A 15,197-nucleotide genomic window follows, 5' to 3' on the forward strand; every position below is an offset into this window, starting at 1 on the left:
GGAATATGAGTAAAGGCATTTGGATCAGCGCACTGGCCTCCCTGATCATCCTCGGCTTGGGAGGCGGCGGGACGTATTTCATTCACAGGACGGCCGAGAACGAGCTTGGCGGTGCGCCGCTGCTCGCGGTGCAAAAGGCAGCCAATGCAGCCAATGCAGCGACGGTGACGAAAGAAAAAAAGACGCGCAAGGAGATTATCGAGGACAGCCAGAAACGGGTCGTCACGATCGAAAGCGGAGACGGACTCGGCTCCGGATTTCTGTATAACGATCAAGGGGACCTGTTAACCAACGCCCATGTCGTAACCGGGTCACAGCAGGTAACGGTGCGGACGCTGAATCACGAAGAATATAAAGGAACCGTCATCGGGATCGGAACCGATACGGATGTTGCGGTCGTTCGCGTGCCTGAGCTTAAGAAACTCGCCCCGCTTCCCGTAGCCGAAGGCTATAAGGCGGAGGTCGGGGACGAAATCCTTGCTCTCGGCAGCCCTTTGGGTCTGGAAAACACGGTAACGACGGGGATTATCAGCGGACTCGGCCGCAGCTTCGACATTGATCCGTATACCTACAGCAATCTGTACCAAATCTCTGCACCGATTACCCACGGCAACAGCGGCGGACCCCTGGTCAATGCAGAAACGGGTGAAGTGCTGGGTATCAACTCGGCGGCTGTGTCCGAGGGACCGGGAATCGGGTTCAGCATTCCGATCTCCAGCATTCTTCAGCAGGCCAGGGAATGGTCCAAGACCCCGATGACCGAGCTTCCGGCTGGGGACGGCGGAGATGAGTACGGTACGGACAGCGACGGAACGGTCGCGGACGAGCGGGACATTGTCGCTTACTTCTATCAAAGCCTGAATACCGGCGATTACGTCACGGCGTATTCCCTGCTCGGCAGCGAATGGCAGAGCGGGATCAGTTACGAGGATTTCCGGGCGGGATATCTGAATACCGGTGATATAACGCTTGGCCCCCTTACGCTTGAAGAGCAGGACGACGGCGCATTGGTCAGCGTTGATATTACGGCCGAGGAGCGGCGCAAGAGCGGCACCGTCTATCAAGGTTACCGGATGAGCTATTCGGTCGGGTATGAGAACGGAGAATTGAAAATATTGCACGGCAAAGGGAAGAAGATTTAGGCCTCCCCGCCCTGGCATAGCCCCTGTCCCTTGTGGATGGGGGCTTATTATTTACGGGAAGCGCCGGTCGAAAGCTCCATCTCTTCCTTGTGGCCCTTCCACTCGACGGTTACCTGAATGGTTGAGTCCTCCGGCGGAATAGCGCCGTTGCCTCCGGATCCGGTAACGATGTCTCTGTTCCCTGACAATTTTTGTTCCCCGCTTCCACTCATCGTTGTGCCGGTGAATTTATATTTGATTCTCCCCACGTTTGCTGGGTCTTTCCCTTTGTACCGTATTTGGAGCCGGCTGATATGATCTTCTCGATTCAGTTTGGTAATCGTATAGTCAGCAGACCAGATTTTACTTTCGCCAGTAAATTGAATCACGGAAGGATGACTTAGACATCCGGATAACATTACAAGAGTAATGACCCATAAGCCAATGAGCACCTTCTTGATTGGAATCCCTCCCCGCCATTCTAATGAAGTATATATAAATAGAACGCGGTAAAATCGGGGTAGTTGGCGTAAACCTTCAATTAAACTGAAAAAGGCTAATGCATGAAAAACCGATGCCGCGTGGCATCGGTTTATTTTCGGAAAGGCAAGTGTATCCACTTACTCGTCCCAATGCGAGTGAAGAACCAAATCACAGAAGTTTGGGCTTTTGTATCCTGGCAGCAGCCGCTCGCATACATCCGATTTGATGTTACCGAATGTCGTTTCCGGCTTATGCTTGAAGCCTTCCAAAAAGGCGTTTAAGATCTTGCTCTTAAACTGATTCCGGGGGAACGCCGTTACGATTTGTTCACGAATCTCCGGCGTAATCGCATCAAAATTTTCTCCCATGACATCATAACCGACACCCGAATAAATCAGCGCAACTTCCGGCTCCTTATACTGCGCAATGCCGATCGTCGTATGCAGGGCGACGGCATCCCAGACGCGCCGGATCGACTCCTCCGGAACCTGATGCGATTCCAAAAACCTTCTTGCCGCATTGGCCCCGTCAACCTCAAACCGCTTGTCAGAACTGCTGTAATGCTTGGTTAATCCTAAATCATGGAACAAAGCACTAATATACAGCAGCTCGGCATCATACATTATTCCCGCCTGCTCCCCCTGTACGGCACCAAACAGATACACCCGATGAGAATGGTTCCACAGCAAATCATCCCCATGATCCCGAAGCAGCTCCGCAGCCTGTCTGGCTAATGCGCTGTCCGGGATTTTTACATGACCGATGGATAAGGACATTGTCATACACCTCGCAAAAAAGGATTGTGTTGTTGATGCCCTCATTGTAAAATTCAGTATACGATAGATCAATGTTATGATTTCTATGATAATAATAGATAAACCACATCATTTGGACGCTCATAGCATTCATATGCTCATCATGCCATCCTACACATCGGGAGGAAACGAATCATGGAGATACGGCAATTGGAATATTTCCAAGCGATTTGCGAGGAGCTTCACTTCACGCGGGCCGCAGATAAATTAAATGTGACCCAGCCTACGCTGAGCCATCAGATCAAGTCGCTTGAAGACGAAATCGGCACCCCTCTTTTTGACCGAATCGGGAAGAAAATCGCGTTGACCGAGGCGGGGAAGATCCTGAAGTCGCATACAGCTGTCATTTTCAACGCACTCCAAAGCGCAAAGGACCAAATGAACGAGCTGCAAAGCGGAGATCGTGGAACGCTCGCCATCGGCTCTCCCCCCGGGGAGTTAAATCATTTGGTGTCCTCGCTTCTGGTCGATTTCAACCAGGAATATCCGAACGTTACGGTCAAAATCGTTGAATCCGGAAACGTTACGGAAAAGGTACTGAATAATGAACTCGATGCGGCTGTGACCATTCTGCCCGTCGACGATGACCGGCTGGACAAAATCCCTTTATACTTCGAACAGTTTTATTTAACCGTCTCCTCCAGCCATGAGCTTGCCCAGCGAAAAGAGATTAGCTTTACCGAAGTGGACCGGCTGCCGTTGATCCTGCTTCCCGAGAACCACAAATGCCGCCAGCTAGTGGACGCGACCTGCCGCATGACCGGCAAACAGATGACCCCCTTCGTCGAAACCAATTCCATCAGTACCATCTTCAATTTGGTTAAATCGGGTGCCGGCGTCAGCATCTTATCCAAATCGCTGATCGATCTGAACCGTGACGGTGCGATATCCGCAATCCCTATCGTCAATCCCGCCTTATACCGGCAGATCGTCATCATTATGAATAAGGATAAATTTTTAAGCCACGCAGCCCGGGCGTTTATTTCCCTTCTTCAGCAATTTGTGGAAAATAACAAGTTAGGCAATCTGGTCCCCCATGCGGTGTTGGAGAGCTAGAGCCCGCTCGTGATCGCGTTAATCTTTTCCCGTCCAACACGAAAACTGCCGCATTTGAACGGTACCCCCAATGGTTCGACATCGGCTAACCGTTGGAGATGCACTTCAACTTCGCGGCAGTTCGTTGTTATGTTTACCCTTTGACTGAACCGATCATCATCCCTTTCACAAAGAAACGCTGCAGGAAGGGATAGAGTGCCAGTACCGGAACACTGGCGACCATGATGAGAGCATACTTGATGAGTTCCGCGTACCGCTGGGCTTCCACGATCGTTTCCGGGTCAACGACGGCATCTGTTCCGTGGGCCGACATCTGGCTGGAAATCAGGATGCTGCGCAGGATTAACTGCAGGGGATACAGATCCGCGTCGTGCAGATAAATCAGCGCGCTGAAAAAGGAGTTCCACTGGGATACCGCAGTAAACAGCGCCATGACCGCAATGATGGGCGCCGACAGCGGAATGACCATGCTGAAGAAAAAGCGGAAGGTCGAGCAGCCGTCGACCTTGGCCGATTCCAGCATTTCCTCCGGCAGCGTATTTTGGAAAAACGTCCGCACCACGATGACGTAATACGCCGATGCGGCTGTGGGCACAAACAGCGCCCAGATCGTGTCGACCATGCCCAAATTTTTGACCACCATATAGGTCGGGATCATGCCTCCGCTAAAAAACATCGTAAAGACGATCAGCACCATGAACACATTCCGCCCGTCCAGCTCCTTGCGCGACAGGGCGTAGCCGCCCGGGATCATGATCGCTAAACTTAAAGCAACGTCCATCACCGTGTACAGGAACGTATTCGCATAACCTCTCCATACGTCATGGTTCTGCAGGATGATGCGGTAGCCTTCCAGCGTAAACCCTTTGGGCCAAAGGCTGACGTTCCCGGAATTGACGGCTGTCGGTTCGCTGAACGAGGAAATGACGATGAAATACAAAGGGTACAGGACAATCAGCAGAATAGCGGACAGTATCGTATAGTTGCACAGGTCAAACACTTTGTCGGCACGGGAACGGGCAATCCTTGCGGTATGATCGAGTGCATCCGTTTTAGCCATGAGCGCTCCCTCCTAGAACAAGCTTTGCTGCTTCAATTTTTTGGCGAGCTGGTTCATCGTCAGCAGCAGGGTAAAATTGATGAGGTTGTCGAACAGGCCGATCGCCGCCGAGTAGCTGTACTGCGCGCCGACCAAGCCGGTCTTGTACACATAGGTTTGAATCACTTCCGACGAATCGATATTCAAGGAGTTCTGCATCAGCAGCACTTTCGAGAAGCCCAGGGAAGCAAAGTGCCCCATTTTGAGAATGAGCATGATCATAATGACAGGCATGATCGTGGGCACGTCGATATGCCGCACCCTTTGAAATTTATTGGCCCCGTCCATAATCGCGGCTTCATGCAGCTGCGGATCGACGGACGTCAAGGCGGCCAAATAGATGATCGCGCTCCAACCGGTCGTTTGCCAAATCTCCGAGATGACGTACATCGGTTTGAACCAGGCCGCTTCGCCGAAAAAATTGATCCGTTCCCCGCCGAAGAGGTCGATCCAATTGTTGATCATCCCTGTCCGCGGATTCAAGAAAATGTACAGCATGCCGACCAATACGACGGTCGAAATAAAGTGCGGGGCGTAAGTAATGGTCTGAACCCATTTCTTGAAGCGGAGCCGGGCGACCTGATTCAGCATGAGCGCGAACACGACCGCGATCGGGAGGGCAAAGACCAGGTCGTACAGATTGATCAGCAGCGTATTTTTGAGCGTATTCCAGAATTGATAGGACCGGAAGAAACGCTCGAAATGCTCGAACCCCACCCAGGGGCTCCCCCAAATCCCGTCAATGGCGCGAAAATTTTTAAAAGCGATCTGAAGACCGTACATGGGCGCATACTGAAAAATCGCGAAATGCAGCAAAAGCGGCAGCAGCAAAACGTAGAGCTGCCAGTTGCGGATGACCCGCTGCCACAGCGAAGCAGCCTTCGGTTTCGCAGGCTTCTCCAGCTGTGCGAGCGCCGTCCTTTCGATTTTGGTGTTCATCGTTATCAACCGTCCTTTACGTTACGCGGGGCCGGAAACTAGCTCGCTAACGGATGTTGGGGGCAGTTTTCTATTTGGCCAGGTTCGCTTTATTCGTATCGTAACCGTCCTGGTACACCTTCGTATAATCGCTCAGCCCCATTTTGTTCAGCGTCTCCAGGTACGTATTCCACTCTTCGTCGATGCCCCCTTTGGCGATCCATTGGGCTTCCATTTTATCCGTGTACGTTTTGATATCCGTCTGATACTGCTCGATGCTCTTGTACTGCGCGTCCGTGAACATAATATTCGGGTACACCCAAGGCTTCATGTACGGAACCAGAGCTTCGTACCACTCGTCAAAATCGGGATCCAGCTGCCCGGGCTCCGCTTTCGGCAGAATCTGCTTGTCACGCATTTCCTGCGAGAAGCCGTAGACGAAGTCATTGTAAGGCGTCTCTTTGACCTTCCATTCGCCGGCCGTATAGTTGTCCGGATTCGGGATGGTGTCATACGTGCCGTCAGCCAGCTTCTTCAGACGGTTCGGGCCTTCGCGAAGCTTCATGGACATCTCCGGCTCATAAGCCCGGTCGACCCATCTCATCGTCGCCTCGGGGTACGGATTAACTTTCGTGATGACGAACATGCCCGGGGTCATCTGCAAATTGTTGCGCGGGGTGATTTGGGAGCCGTCCGGCCCGGCGAGCGGGATCATCGGCGAACCGTAATCCCACCGGTAGTCCGCATTGGTGATCTGGTCGGCGCTCCAGGCGAAGAATGCTCCAACAGACGCTTTTTTGCCGGAGGAGACCTTGGCGATCAGCTGGGTGGAGTTTTGCGTCATGCTGTCCGGATCGATCAGCCCTTTTTCATACAGCGAGTGCAGGTACTTGACCGTATTTTTGAACTCCTCCGTCGCTCTGACGAATACCACCTTGTCATCCTGCACGATAAAAGTTTCGTCGATCGTATTGAAGGATCCGAACAGGTAGCCGAACCCATACTGCGAGTCGCCGAAGACGCCGGTCAGCGGAATTTCGTTATTCGGATTGCCGTCTCCGTCCATGTCCATCGTTTTGAATGCCTCGAGTGCCTTCGTGAGCTCCTCCGTCGTCTTCGGCATTTCCAAGCCTGCCTTCTTCAACCATTCCTTGTTCACCCACAGCGTATTCCCGTCGGCATGCTTATACTCCGACATGTTGGCCATCGGCAGGGAGTAAATATGCCCATCCGGAGCTGTGATCGCCTGCCGTACTTCCGGGTATTTGTTCAGAAAATTCGTCAAATTCGGTGCGTATTTCTCGATGAGATCCTCCAGCGGAATAAACATGCCGTCCGCGCCTCCCGTCACGACCTGCGAACTGCTGAGCTCCAGCAGCACGTCGGGAAGATCGCCGCTGGCGATAATCAGGTTGCGCTTTGTCGCCCAATCGGTGCCCGGGCTAAGGTTCCACTTAATCTGAACATTGGTCCCTTCGTTGATTTCCTTAATCGTCTCAAGCTCATTCCAATTCGTTCCCGTTCGTTCATCGTAAGTACCGGCAATGGTCAGGGATATCGGCTTATCGACAATCGGCAGCCCCGTCTCATGGAAGCCCGCGGACGCGCCCTTCGAATCGCCGCCCCCGGAACAGCCCGCCAGCAGCAGGATGGCGCTTAACACGGCCGCCATGGAACCTGCACGTTTGTTACGCATGTTCACGATCGTTTCCTCCTCAAGGCTTGTTTTGACATGAACAACATGTTGGATCGCTTTCACCCACATGTTAGCAACCTCCGCTCGGATGAGTCCATGCACGCTCTTTTACTGTACATGTATTTTGTTTCAGCAAAGTCAGGGCCTTGTTGGCGGAACGTCAAGTTTTGGAGAAGCATCCCGAATGTTGTCACCTCTCCGTTCCCATCCCTGAAACAAAGTGCATCCCCAATGAAGGATTACTGCATGTTCATGCATCCTCGCCCCTCGTATAATGAAAACCAATTCACGCTTCTTAAGCGGTGCATGGCTTAAAGGGCCGTGTTCATCCGCGAAGATCCAATGAGAAAGTAGGGGTTATATGGAAAGCCAATTGCATCGCGAAGTCATCAGGACACAGGTGCTTGTCCTTGGGGGCGGGGCCGGGGGCGTCGGGGCAGCCATTGCAGCCGCACGGGAGGGAGCGCAGACCATGATCGTGGACAGGCAGGGCTTCCTGGGCGGAAACATGACGATTGGACTGCCTTTGCTGGCCTTCCTGGATGCCCAGGGACGCCAGGTTACCCGCGGCCTGCCGCAGGAAATCGTCGACCGCTTGACCCTGCTTGGCGGTTCCTTCGGACACCGGGAATGCCCGCTGCACAATTCGACGACGGTCATCGATCCCAGCTTGATGAAAATCGTCATTTTTGAAAAAATCAAGCAGTATGGGGTACAGCCCCTGCTGCACTGCGAAATCATCGGAACAAACGTGGAGGATGGTGAGCTGAAATCCGTTCTCTTAAAAGGAAAAGGCCGGGAAATCGAGGTATTCGCCGATGTCTTCATCGATGCGACCGGGGACGGCGACGTCGCTTATATGGCGGGCGCCTCGTTTGAGAAAGGGCAGTACGCGAACGGGGAAACCCAGCCGCCTACCCTTATGTTTACCGTCGGCGGCTTTGATCTCGAACGGTTCATGGAATTCCTCGGGGATCATCCGGAGGAGCTCCGGCACGGATCTTCGATGAAGATCCGCCCCGGCTATACGGCGGAGTTTCTGCGGGCCAGCGAAAATCACGTGTTCGTCGGCTTGAAAAATACGGTTTCCAGGCTCAGGCAGGAAGGCAAATGCCCGATCAGCCGCGATACGATCATCTATATCAATCTGCCCAGAGAGGGGTACATTGCCCTGAACTGCATCCGCATCCTGAATTTTGATGGGACAAAGGTCGAGGAGCTAAGCCGCGGCGAGATCGAATCCCATCTGCAGATCCTTCCCCTGATCGACATGCTGCGCGAGCACATCCCAGGGTTTGAGCACATTTATTTATCCTCGATTGCCCCGTTTCTGGGCATCCGTGAAACGAGGCGGATCATGGGCAAGCAGATGATCCGCGAAGAGGCGGCCGTGAACGGGATCATTCCGGATGACACGATCGCGCTCGGCTCGTATATTATCGACATTCACAGCGGTTCAGGCGACTCGACCGTTATCCGGTCGCTGGCCGGCCCTTATGGCATCACGTACGGGGCGACGATCGCCAAGGACGTGAAACGGCTCATGCTCAGCGGCCGCTGCATCAGCGTCGACCCCGTCGTCTTCGGCTCTTCCCGGGTCATGCCCACCTGCATGGCCGTCGGCGAAGGCGTGGGCATCGGCGCCGCTCTGGCTGTGAAGCAGCAACTCTCTCCGGAGGATGTCGATGTCCGGATCATCCGGCAAAAGCTCAGGGAGCATGGCGCCATCCTTTCGCTGGAGGACGTTGGCGAGGCAAGCGGAACGACAAGTTTATGATATTGTGAGCTTATATCCACACAGGAGGCGATCACGTTGCAGGAGGCACAATTGACTTTTTTGGGCGGAGTAGGCAAATCAGGAGGTGTGCAGGTTCTGTACGGCAAAGGAAAACAGGGGCTATTGTTCGACTTTGGCGTCGAGCACAGCAGCCTGCTGTTTCCGACCCAAGTAACGCTGTTTGAACCGGTGAATGCGACGCCCGGGCGCGAGCTGCGCCAGTTTTTGCTGGGCGGCATGACTGCCCCGCTGCCGGATCTGTACGATGCTCAGCAAATTGAAGGCCTGGATTGGGCCGTGGTTCGGCGGGTCTGGGAAAACCGGGAATTTCCGAACTATGACCGGATTCATCTCTATATTGGACATATGCATACGGACCATATGGCGCTGCTTCCCTTTGCCCATCCGGATCTCCCCGTATATATGAGCCATGATTCGTATTCCCTGTTCCGCGGCATGGTGGCGGGCCGGCACAGCAAGGATACCGGGGCCAAGATAACAACCTGCGACGACCTGACCGTGGTCGATTTCGGAGAGTTTACGATGCAGGTTGTCGAGATGGATCACAATGCGACCGGCGCATCCGGCATCATCATCGACGACGGCACGCATAGAATTGCGTATACGGGGGACTGGCGCCGGCAGGGTAAGCATCCGGATAAGATCGACCGTTTCATCCGGCTGTGCCAGAGCAAACCGATCGACGTGCTCATTACGGAAGGGACGCGCCTTACATCCGCCCCCTCCACCGTCCCGCTGCAGATCACGGAGGAGGCGCTGCTTGCCTCGTTCGCGGAGATCGTTCGCGAAGCGGAAGGGCTGGTGTATCTGCAGATGTCGCCGCGGGATTTAGAGCGGATGGCCGACATGATCGCGATCACCGCAGACCAAGGAAAAAGCATCGTGATGGAAGCGTCGCTTGCAGCCGTCTGGCATACGGCAAACCGGGAAGGCGTGCGGGTGCTCCATGGACATCCGGCACTTGACGTCCCTGTTCAAGTCATCGATGCCACCATGGCCGAAGGCATTGAGGTGCCGTACCCTACCGTCTCTTTGGAAGAAGTGGCCGAGCGCAAGCCAGAAATGGTGTATTTCTTCAAATTTCCGGACCTTGCGCATATGATTGAATTGGAGACGCTGGGAGGCCTGCAGGGGCAATCGCATTTTATTCAGTCGGACTACAGCGTCAAAATCGAGCATGCTGCCGTAGCCAAGGTTCTGAACGCCTACGCGATTACCGGCCATTCCCTGTCCAATGGCGGACACGCCCATCCCGAGGCGCTCGCCAGCCTGATCGGCAGCATTGCTCCGAAAACCGTCATTACGCTGCACAGCCGGTTCCCGGAATCGCAGGACACCCGGGGCGTAAAGCCGTATTTTCCGGTAAAAGGGGAAACGGTGCCGATCTCTTCCATTCTGGAAGCCGCAGCAAGCGGCATAAACCGTTAAGTGTTAGATTCATTCCTGGTAAGACTGGATTACAATCGGAGAAAAGCTTAGGAGGACAAATCGGTGACATTAATTACGTTTGTCAGGCATGGAATAACCGATCATAATATCGAGAACAGGGCGCAGGGGCATACGCAAAATCCGCTGAACGAAACCGGAAGAATGCAGGCTGCGCTCGTAGCCAAGCGGCTGGCCGGGGAGCCGTGGGATCTGTTTATTTCCAGCGACCTGCGGCGCGCCCGGGAGACGGCCGACATCATCGCGGCCGAAATCAAGAAGCCGGTCGATTTCTACGATGTGCGCCTGCGCGAGATGGACCGCGGCAAGATCGCCGATACGACCGAAGCGGAAAGGGTCCAGCGCTGGGGAGCCCGTTGGCACGAGCTGGACATGGAGCAGGAAACGGATGAGATGATGCGGGCCCGCGGCCGAAGCTTTGTGGAAGAGATGGCAGCCAGATTTCCGGGACAAAAAATTCTAGCCGTCACGCACGGCTATTTTCTGGGGCAAACTTTAAAAGAACTGATGCAGGATGAGTCGACGGGCGTCAAGCTGCGCAACACTTCCGTGACGACCATCGTTCTGAATGACACTGCCTGGACCTATTCGCTCTACGACTGCATCAAGCATTTGGAAGTGACCGAGAGCTAGCAGACCGGGACGCGGACAGCGGGGCGCCTGTCATCACCGGCATGCGAAATCGACCGGAAGCCGGCGCCTTGCTCTGTCTTCCCACACAAAGACACCAGAGAACCGGTTACAGCCGGTTCAGCTCGCGGTATTTGGATGGGCTCATGCCCATATTTTTGGAGAACACCCGGCTTAGATACAGGCCGTTCTCATATCCGCAGCAGGTGGCAATCTGGTCCAGCGTCATATCGGTATCCAGCAACAGCTCGGCCACTTTACTGATGCGCAAAGACCGGACAAAGTCCGAAGGAGCGATCCGGAACGACTTCCGGAACCGGCGCGTAAACTGGACGGGACTGAGGTTTAGCGAATCCGACAGCTCCCTCATGCTGAACGGGGTGTACGCGTTCTGGTAGATCCATTCAGCCGCACGGTTCATCAGCGCATCGTCCGAGTCGGCCAGCAGCTGCTGCTCATCATGGAGATGTTCTCTTTCCCACACCTCACAGGCGAGCTGCCAGATGTCGTTCATGATCATGTCCTTGCGCAGCACATGCCGCGGTTCTGTCGCTAAATGCAGCTTTCGCAAATAGGCAAAATTGGAAACGAGGCGTTTGTTGTCAAGCGGGCGCGACAAAAACGTCGGCAGCGGCGGGACGGGCCCCGTCCGCTCTTCCCCCACCATTTCAAAGCCGATGTAGTGAAGCGCAAGCGGAGACACCATCTCCCGTTCAAAGGTGAACCCCGGCGGGCAGTACACCAGGTCTCCGGCCCCCGCCTCCCCTCGTTCCTCCCCGATCCGGTAATAAAATTTGCCCGATTCCACGGCAAACAACACCCAGACGGAGTAACAATCCACATCCATTTCAAACCTTTCCTTACGCTCGAAATATGCATGAGAAACCAGATGCAGCGTTTGATTCCACAAGGTTGTTGTCGTCATCTATGCATCGTTCCTTTGGCCTGGAAGATAGTTTCATTGTAAATGGATTGCAGCAGGGCGTTCAATCTTTATTTTGGCCCGAAAACATACCATGACCCCAGAACCAATATGATGGGCAGGGGGCTAAAGCATGGGCTTCTGCACAGTCACCCTTTTGACCCTGGGCGTATGCTGTAGGTAAAAGGAGGGCTGTTCATGCCGCTTTTGCTGCAGTATACGGACATCGAAAATGAAAAGCTTCCTCTGGAAGCCTGGAAGAAAGAGGCCTGCCGGCGGTTTGCGGCCAAGATGACGGACCGGGAAGCCCGGTTCCCCTGCATTCCGGCCACACGGGCGTTTGCGCTCGGTCATCTCCGTTACGGTTTTGCGCCCAGTCCCTGGGATGATTCGGCAGGGCCGGAGCTCGCGCAGATCATTGCCGAGTATGGCAGAACTTCGCGGTCTTTCGGGGATTACTCCTCCCTGGTTGTTTTTTTCGAGGCGGAGGAGAACGTTAGAGAGGTTCTGGCGTATGAAAATGCATTCTGGAACTTACTGAACCAGGTCAGCCGTTTGGATCGTACGCCGTGGCCGGAGGACATTCCGGAAGACCCGGAACAGGCGCTGTGGGAGTTCTGTTACGATGGCGAGCGGTATTTCGTCTACTGCGGCACCCCGGCACATACATCCCGTCAGAGCCGAAGCTTCCCCTATTTCATGCTGGCTTTGACGCCGCGCTGGGTGTTGGAGCAGTGGAACGCCTATCCTGAAAAAGCGGCTGAAATCGCTCCCCGGATCCGTGCACGCCTTGCCGCATACGACACCGCGCCGGCCCATCCGGAATTAAAGTCTTACGGATCGCAGGGGAATCTTGAATACAAGCAGTATTTTCTGCGGGATGACGACACCTCGCCAGCCGGATGCCCCTTCCATCGGGCAATAACAGAGCGGGCAGGGAAATAGAACGGTTTGGCTCTCGATTAAGCAGCAGATGCCCGTGCGGGCGGCGAAATACCAAAAAGAACCTCGGGATCCCGCCCAAGGTTCTTTTTCACAACAACATCGATTAAAAAATTGTCGGCACCATTCCCCCATCCATGCGGATCGGAGCGCCTTTGAAGGCAGATGCATAAGGACTGCATACAAAAGCAGCCAATCTGCCGATTTCAAACGGCCGGATAAACCGCTGAATTTCGGATTGGGGCAGGCCTGCCGCCATAAACCTCTTCTCTTTTTCCGAGAAGGTCAAATCCTCGTCAGCGTACATCCCCTCAATGATTTGCTGCACATTTTCAGAGAGGGTCGGTCCCGGCATGATCGTATTCACGGTAACTTCGGTGCCTTTCGTCAATTTGGACAAGCTCTTCGACAGAGATAACAGCATCGACTTGGTCACGGCATACTGAGGCATTTGTCCCGAAGGCATCAACGCTTCCTCGCTCGCAATAAAGAGAACCCGCCCATAATCCTGCTTCAGCATGGTAGGCAGATAGAATTTGGTCAGCCCATTGGCAGCAAGAACATTCGTGCGGAAGTAGGTTTCCCATACTTCGTCGTCAACGTTCTCATATGGCATGATCTCATAGATTCCCATGTTGTTCACCAAGATATCAACCTCGGGGAACTTGTCAAATAAAGCTTCTCTTTGCCCTTTATCTACAAGATCGGCCGTAGCCTTCTGGGGAGAGGTCGCCGGGAAGTTCGCCTTGATTTCATTCACCGTTTGTTCTACCTCTGCATCGTTTCGGCCGTTAATGAGTACATGAACGCCTTCTTTGGCCAGCTCGATGGCAATGGCCTTTCCGATCCCTTTCGTAGATCCTGTAACTAACGCTGTCTTATTGTGTAATCCCATATCCATAACAAAAAACTCCTTTTACTCCGGATAGAGATAATAATACCTGACCAGGAGGGTTCAGTAACTAGTGTGCAGCGCCAACGTTCTTGCTATACACGCCAATAAAATAACAGAATATCCCGACAAGCCGAAGCAATCCGAGGTTTGGAAATCTATCGAAAATCGGGCTCTGCTCGCTGTCCTTCTGCTCACGAGTTCGTACTTACATGTTCAGCACGCCAATGGGATGGCGTATTTCCTTCCCAAAGCCGGAAGGCCCGGTAGAACGAATTCTGGTCTTCGTATCCAACCAGGAAAGCGACCTCTTTAATATCAAGCGAAGGGTCCGCCAAATATTCCCGCGCCTGCTCATGTCTGGCTTGCGTCAGCAGGTGCTTGAAGCTGGTGTTCTCCTCTGTAAGCCGGCGCTGCAAGGTACGGTCGCTCATCCCGAGCTCTCTGGCGACAGCCTGGATGTCGGGACGCCCTGCCGTGAGGCTGCGCTTCAGAATCCATTTGACCGTCTCGGGGAACGTGCGGCTGCGCTGCTGCTCATCAAGCGACCGGTCCAGCGCGGGAGTCAGAATGTCCAGCAGCTCTTCGTTGTACGATAGAAAAGGCCGATCCAGATCTCTCCGGTGCAGCGTCAGCCGGTTGCGTGTCGCACCTACCTGGATCCGGCAGCCGAAATAACTTTCAAGGGTCTGGATATCACCCATTGGCTGCATAAATTCAACGGACCGTGCTTGCACAGGCTGCCCTGTCCCCCGGCGCCCAAGCTCCATGAGGCATGCCAGCGTGATGCCAACCAGCACCGGCGGGCCGGACTCCCCGGGATGCAGCCAGCCCAGCTCGATGGTGCAGTGCTCTCCCTCCTCGGTGATGTGCAGGCTCTCGGGGGGACACATTTGCTTGTACCGGGCCATCCGGTACAGTGCGTCACGGTAATCACGGGCATGATACGTCGCCAAAACGGTCGGCGGGTATTTCGCCGTTTCAAACACGGTCGCCAGCTGGATGATGCCTTGGGCGACGTCGCCGGCCAGCTCGGAATAAGCCTGCCAAATGGCGAAATATTGGGCCGTGGTGACCTCGGGTTCTGCAATGATCGTAAGCGGGAGTCCTGCGCTGCGGACGACGTCATGCGGGGCAATCCCGAGTTGACGGAATCCTGCCCACAGTCCCGGCGGAATTTTTATGCGTTCAGAAATATAGGAGCTCATAGCTGCGGCCTCCTTTAAGTAAGTCGCATTCGTTGTAATCGGATAGGCGACCTTCGTCATGGATGTACAGCTATTATAGTACCTGTCCTTATCGCTCTGAAACCAGCAAAAAGTGACAGATCTTCGACAGGCCCCAGTCTAGGCTTTCCGTAGACACCAAAAGACCTGCTC

The 15,197-nt window shown here is 54.1% G+C and carries 14 protein-coding genes; 6 read left to right on the forward strand and 8 right to left on the reverse strand.

The genetic code is table 11. The features are described from left to right. The first annotated feature begins 5 nt into the window (after positions 1–5). Positions 6–1,142: a S1C family serine protease gene (locus tag GCU45_RS10160; RefSeq protein WP_152398839.1), complete on the forward strand. Its 1,137-nt coding sequence runs from the start codon at positions 6–8 to the stop codon at positions 1,140–1,142. Positions 1,143–1,189: 47 nt separating this feature from the next. Here GCU45_RS10160 and GCU45_RS10165 read toward each other — a convergent pair whose 3' ends face one another. Next, positions 1,190–1,390, reverse strand: coding sequence for a hypothetical protein (locus tag GCU45_RS10165; protein WP_152398840.1), 201 nt, complete (start codon positions 1,388–1,390; stop codon positions 1,190–1,192). 351 nt (positions 1,391–1,741) lie between these two features. Beyond that, positions 1,742–2,380: an HD domain-containing protein gene (locus GCU45_RS10170; RefSeq protein WP_152398841.1), complete on the reverse strand. Its 639-nt coding sequence runs from the start codon at positions 2,378–2,380 to the stop codon at positions 1,742–1,744. A 174-nt stretch (positions 2,381–2,554) separates the two neighbouring features. Here GCU45_RS10170 and GCU45_RS10175 point away from each other — a divergent pair, with 174 nt between their 5' ends. Continuing rightward, a complete protein-coding gene (locus GCU45_RS10175; protein WP_152398842.1) occupies positions 2,555–3,475 on the forward strand; it encodes a LysR family transcriptional regulator in 921 nt (306 codons plus the stop codon). Between the two features lie 133 nt (positions 3,476–3,608). On the opposite strand, the gene GCU45_RS10180 is transcribed toward GCU45_RS10175, so the two are convergent. The 3 genes from GCU45_RS10180 to GCU45_RS10190 all read right to left on the reverse strand — a co-directional run bounded on the left by GCU45_RS10180 (position 3,609) and on the right by GCU45_RS10190 (position 7,188). Continuing rightward, positions 3,609–4,535, reverse strand: a complete 927-nt coding sequence (locus tag GCU45_RS10180; protein ID WP_145163555.1) for a carbohydrate ABC transporter permease — start codon at positions 4,533–4,535, stop codon at positions 3,609–3,611. Positions 4,536–4,547: 12 nt separating this feature from the next. After that, a complete protein-coding gene (locus tag GCU45_RS10185; protein WP_152398843.1) occupies positions 4,548–5,513 on the reverse strand; it encodes an ABC transporter permease in 966 nt (321 codons plus the stop codon). 70 nt (positions 5,514–5,583) lie between these two features. Next, the gene (locus GCU45_RS10190) at positions 5,584–7,188 is read right to left on the reverse strand and encodes an extracellular solute-binding protein (RefSeq protein WP_244364610.1); all 1,605 of its coding nucleotides are present in this window, start codon (positions 7,186–7,188) and stop codon (positions 5,584–5,586) included. A gap of 361 nt (positions 7,189–7,549) precedes the next feature. Here GCU45_RS10190 and GCU45_RS10195 point away from each other — a divergent pair, with 361 nt between their 5' ends. The 3 genes from GCU45_RS10195 to GCU45_RS10205 all read left to right on the forward strand — a co-directional run bounded on the left by GCU45_RS10195 (position 7,550) and on the right by GCU45_RS10205 (position 11,065). Beyond that, on the forward strand, positions 7,550–8,965 hold the full coding sequence (locus tag GCU45_RS10195) for an FAD-dependent oxidoreductase (RefSeq protein WP_152398845.1): 1,416 nt from the start codon (positions 7,550–7,552) through the stop codon (positions 8,963–8,965). 36 nt (positions 8,966–9,001) lie between these two features. Further along, entirely contained in the window at positions 9,002–10,414 is a 1,413-nt protein-coding gene (locus GCU45_RS10200; protein WP_152398846.1) for an MBL fold metallo-hydrolase, read from the forward strand. 63 nt (positions 10,415–10,477) lie between these two features. Next, positions 10,478–11,065, forward strand: a complete 588-nt coding sequence (locus tag GCU45_RS10205; RefSeq protein ID WP_152398847.1) for a histidine phosphatase family protein — start codon at positions 10,478–10,480, stop codon at positions 11,063–11,065. Positions 11,066–11,171: 106 nt separating this feature from the next. Here GCU45_RS10205 and GCU45_RS10210 read toward each other — a convergent pair whose 3' ends face one another. Further along, a complete protein-coding gene (locus tag GCU45_RS10210) occupies positions 11,172–11,987 on the reverse strand; it encodes an AraC family transcriptional regulator (protein WP_152398848.1) in 816 nt (271 codons plus the stop codon). 195 nt (positions 11,988–12,182) lie between these two features. Here GCU45_RS10210 and GCU45_RS10215 point away from each other — a divergent pair, with 195 nt between their 5' ends. Next, on the forward strand, positions 12,183–12,929 hold the full coding sequence (locus GCU45_RS10215; RefSeq protein WP_152398849.1) for a YqcI/YcgG family protein: 747 nt from the start codon (positions 12,183–12,185) through the stop codon (positions 12,927–12,929). 103 nt (positions 12,930–13,032) lie between these two features. Here the strand turns inward: GCU45_RS10215 and GCU45_RS10220 are convergent, their stop codons facing one another. Both GCU45_RS10220 and GCU45_RS10225 read right to left on the reverse strand, forming a co-directional pair. Then, positions 13,033–13,827, reverse strand: coding sequence for an SDR family NAD(P)-dependent oxidoreductase (locus GCU45_RS10220; protein WP_152398850.1), 795 nt, complete (start codon positions 13,825–13,827; stop codon positions 13,033–13,035). A 185-nt stretch (positions 13,828–14,012) separates the two neighbouring features. Next, positions 14,013–15,026 carry a helix-turn-helix transcriptional regulator gene (locus GCU45_RS10225; RefSeq protein WP_152398851.1) on the reverse strand — a complete coding sequence of 338 codons (1,014 nt, stop codon included), beginning with the start codon at positions 15,024–15,026 and terminating at the stop codon, positions 14,013–14,015. Between the last annotated feature and the right edge of the window lie 171 nt (positions 15,027–15,197).

Source organism: Paenibacillus cellulositrophicus (assembly GCF_009363095.1).
In the GTDB taxonomy this organism is placed as follows: Bacteria; Bacillota; Bacilli; order Paenibacillales; family Paenibacillaceae; genus Paenibacillus_AQ; species Paenibacillus_AQ favisporus.

What these genes read in the sequence shown, in the direction of transcription:
- GCU45_RS10170 (WP_152398841.1), bottom strand. Translation starts at nt 2,380, where the DNA reads ATGTCCTTATCCATCGGTCATGTAAAAATCCCGGACAGCGCATTAGCC.
- GCU45_RS10220 (WP_152398850.1), bottom strand. Translation starts at nt 13,827, where the DNA reads ATGGATATGGGATTACACAATAAGACAGCGTTAGTTACAGGATCTACG.
- GCU45_RS10225 (WP_152398851.1), bottom strand. Translation starts at nt 15,026, where the DNA reads ATGAGCTCCTATATTTCTGAACGCATAAAAATTCCGCCGGGACTGTGG.
- GCU45_RS10175 (WP_152398842.1), top strand. Translation starts at nt 2,555, where the DNA reads ATGGAGATACGGCAATTGGAATATTTCCAAGCGATTTGCGAGGAGCTT.
- GCU45_RS10215 (WP_152398849.1), top strand. Translation starts at nt 12,183, where the DNA reads ATGCCGCTTTTGCTGCAGTATACGGACATCGAAAATGAAAAGCTTCCT.
- GCU45_RS10190 (WP_244364610.1), bottom strand. Translation starts at nt 7,188, where the DNA reads ATGCGTAACAAACGTGCAGGTTCCATGGCGGCCGTGTTAAGCGCCATC.
- GCU45_RS10180 (WP_145163555.1), bottom strand. Translation starts at nt 4,535, where the DNA reads ATGGCTAAAACGGATGCACTCGATCATACCGCAAGGATTGCCCGTTCC.
- GCU45_RS10185 (WP_152398843.1), bottom strand. Translation starts at nt 5,513, where the DNA reads ATGAACACCAAAATCGAAAGGACGGCGCTCGCACAGCTGGAGAAGCCT.
- GCU45_RS10160 (WP_152398839.1), top strand. Translation starts at nt 6, where the DNA reads ATGAGTAAAGGCATTTGGATCAGCGCACTGGCCTCCCTGATCATCCTC.
- GCU45_RS10210 (WP_152398848.1), bottom strand. Translation starts at nt 11,987, where the DNA reads ATGACGACAACAACCTTGTGGAATCAAACGCTGCATCTGGTTTCTCAT.
- GCU45_RS10195 (WP_152398845.1), top strand. Translation starts at nt 7,550, where the DNA reads ATGGAAAGCCAATTGCATCGCGAAGTCATCAGGACACAGGTGCTTGTC.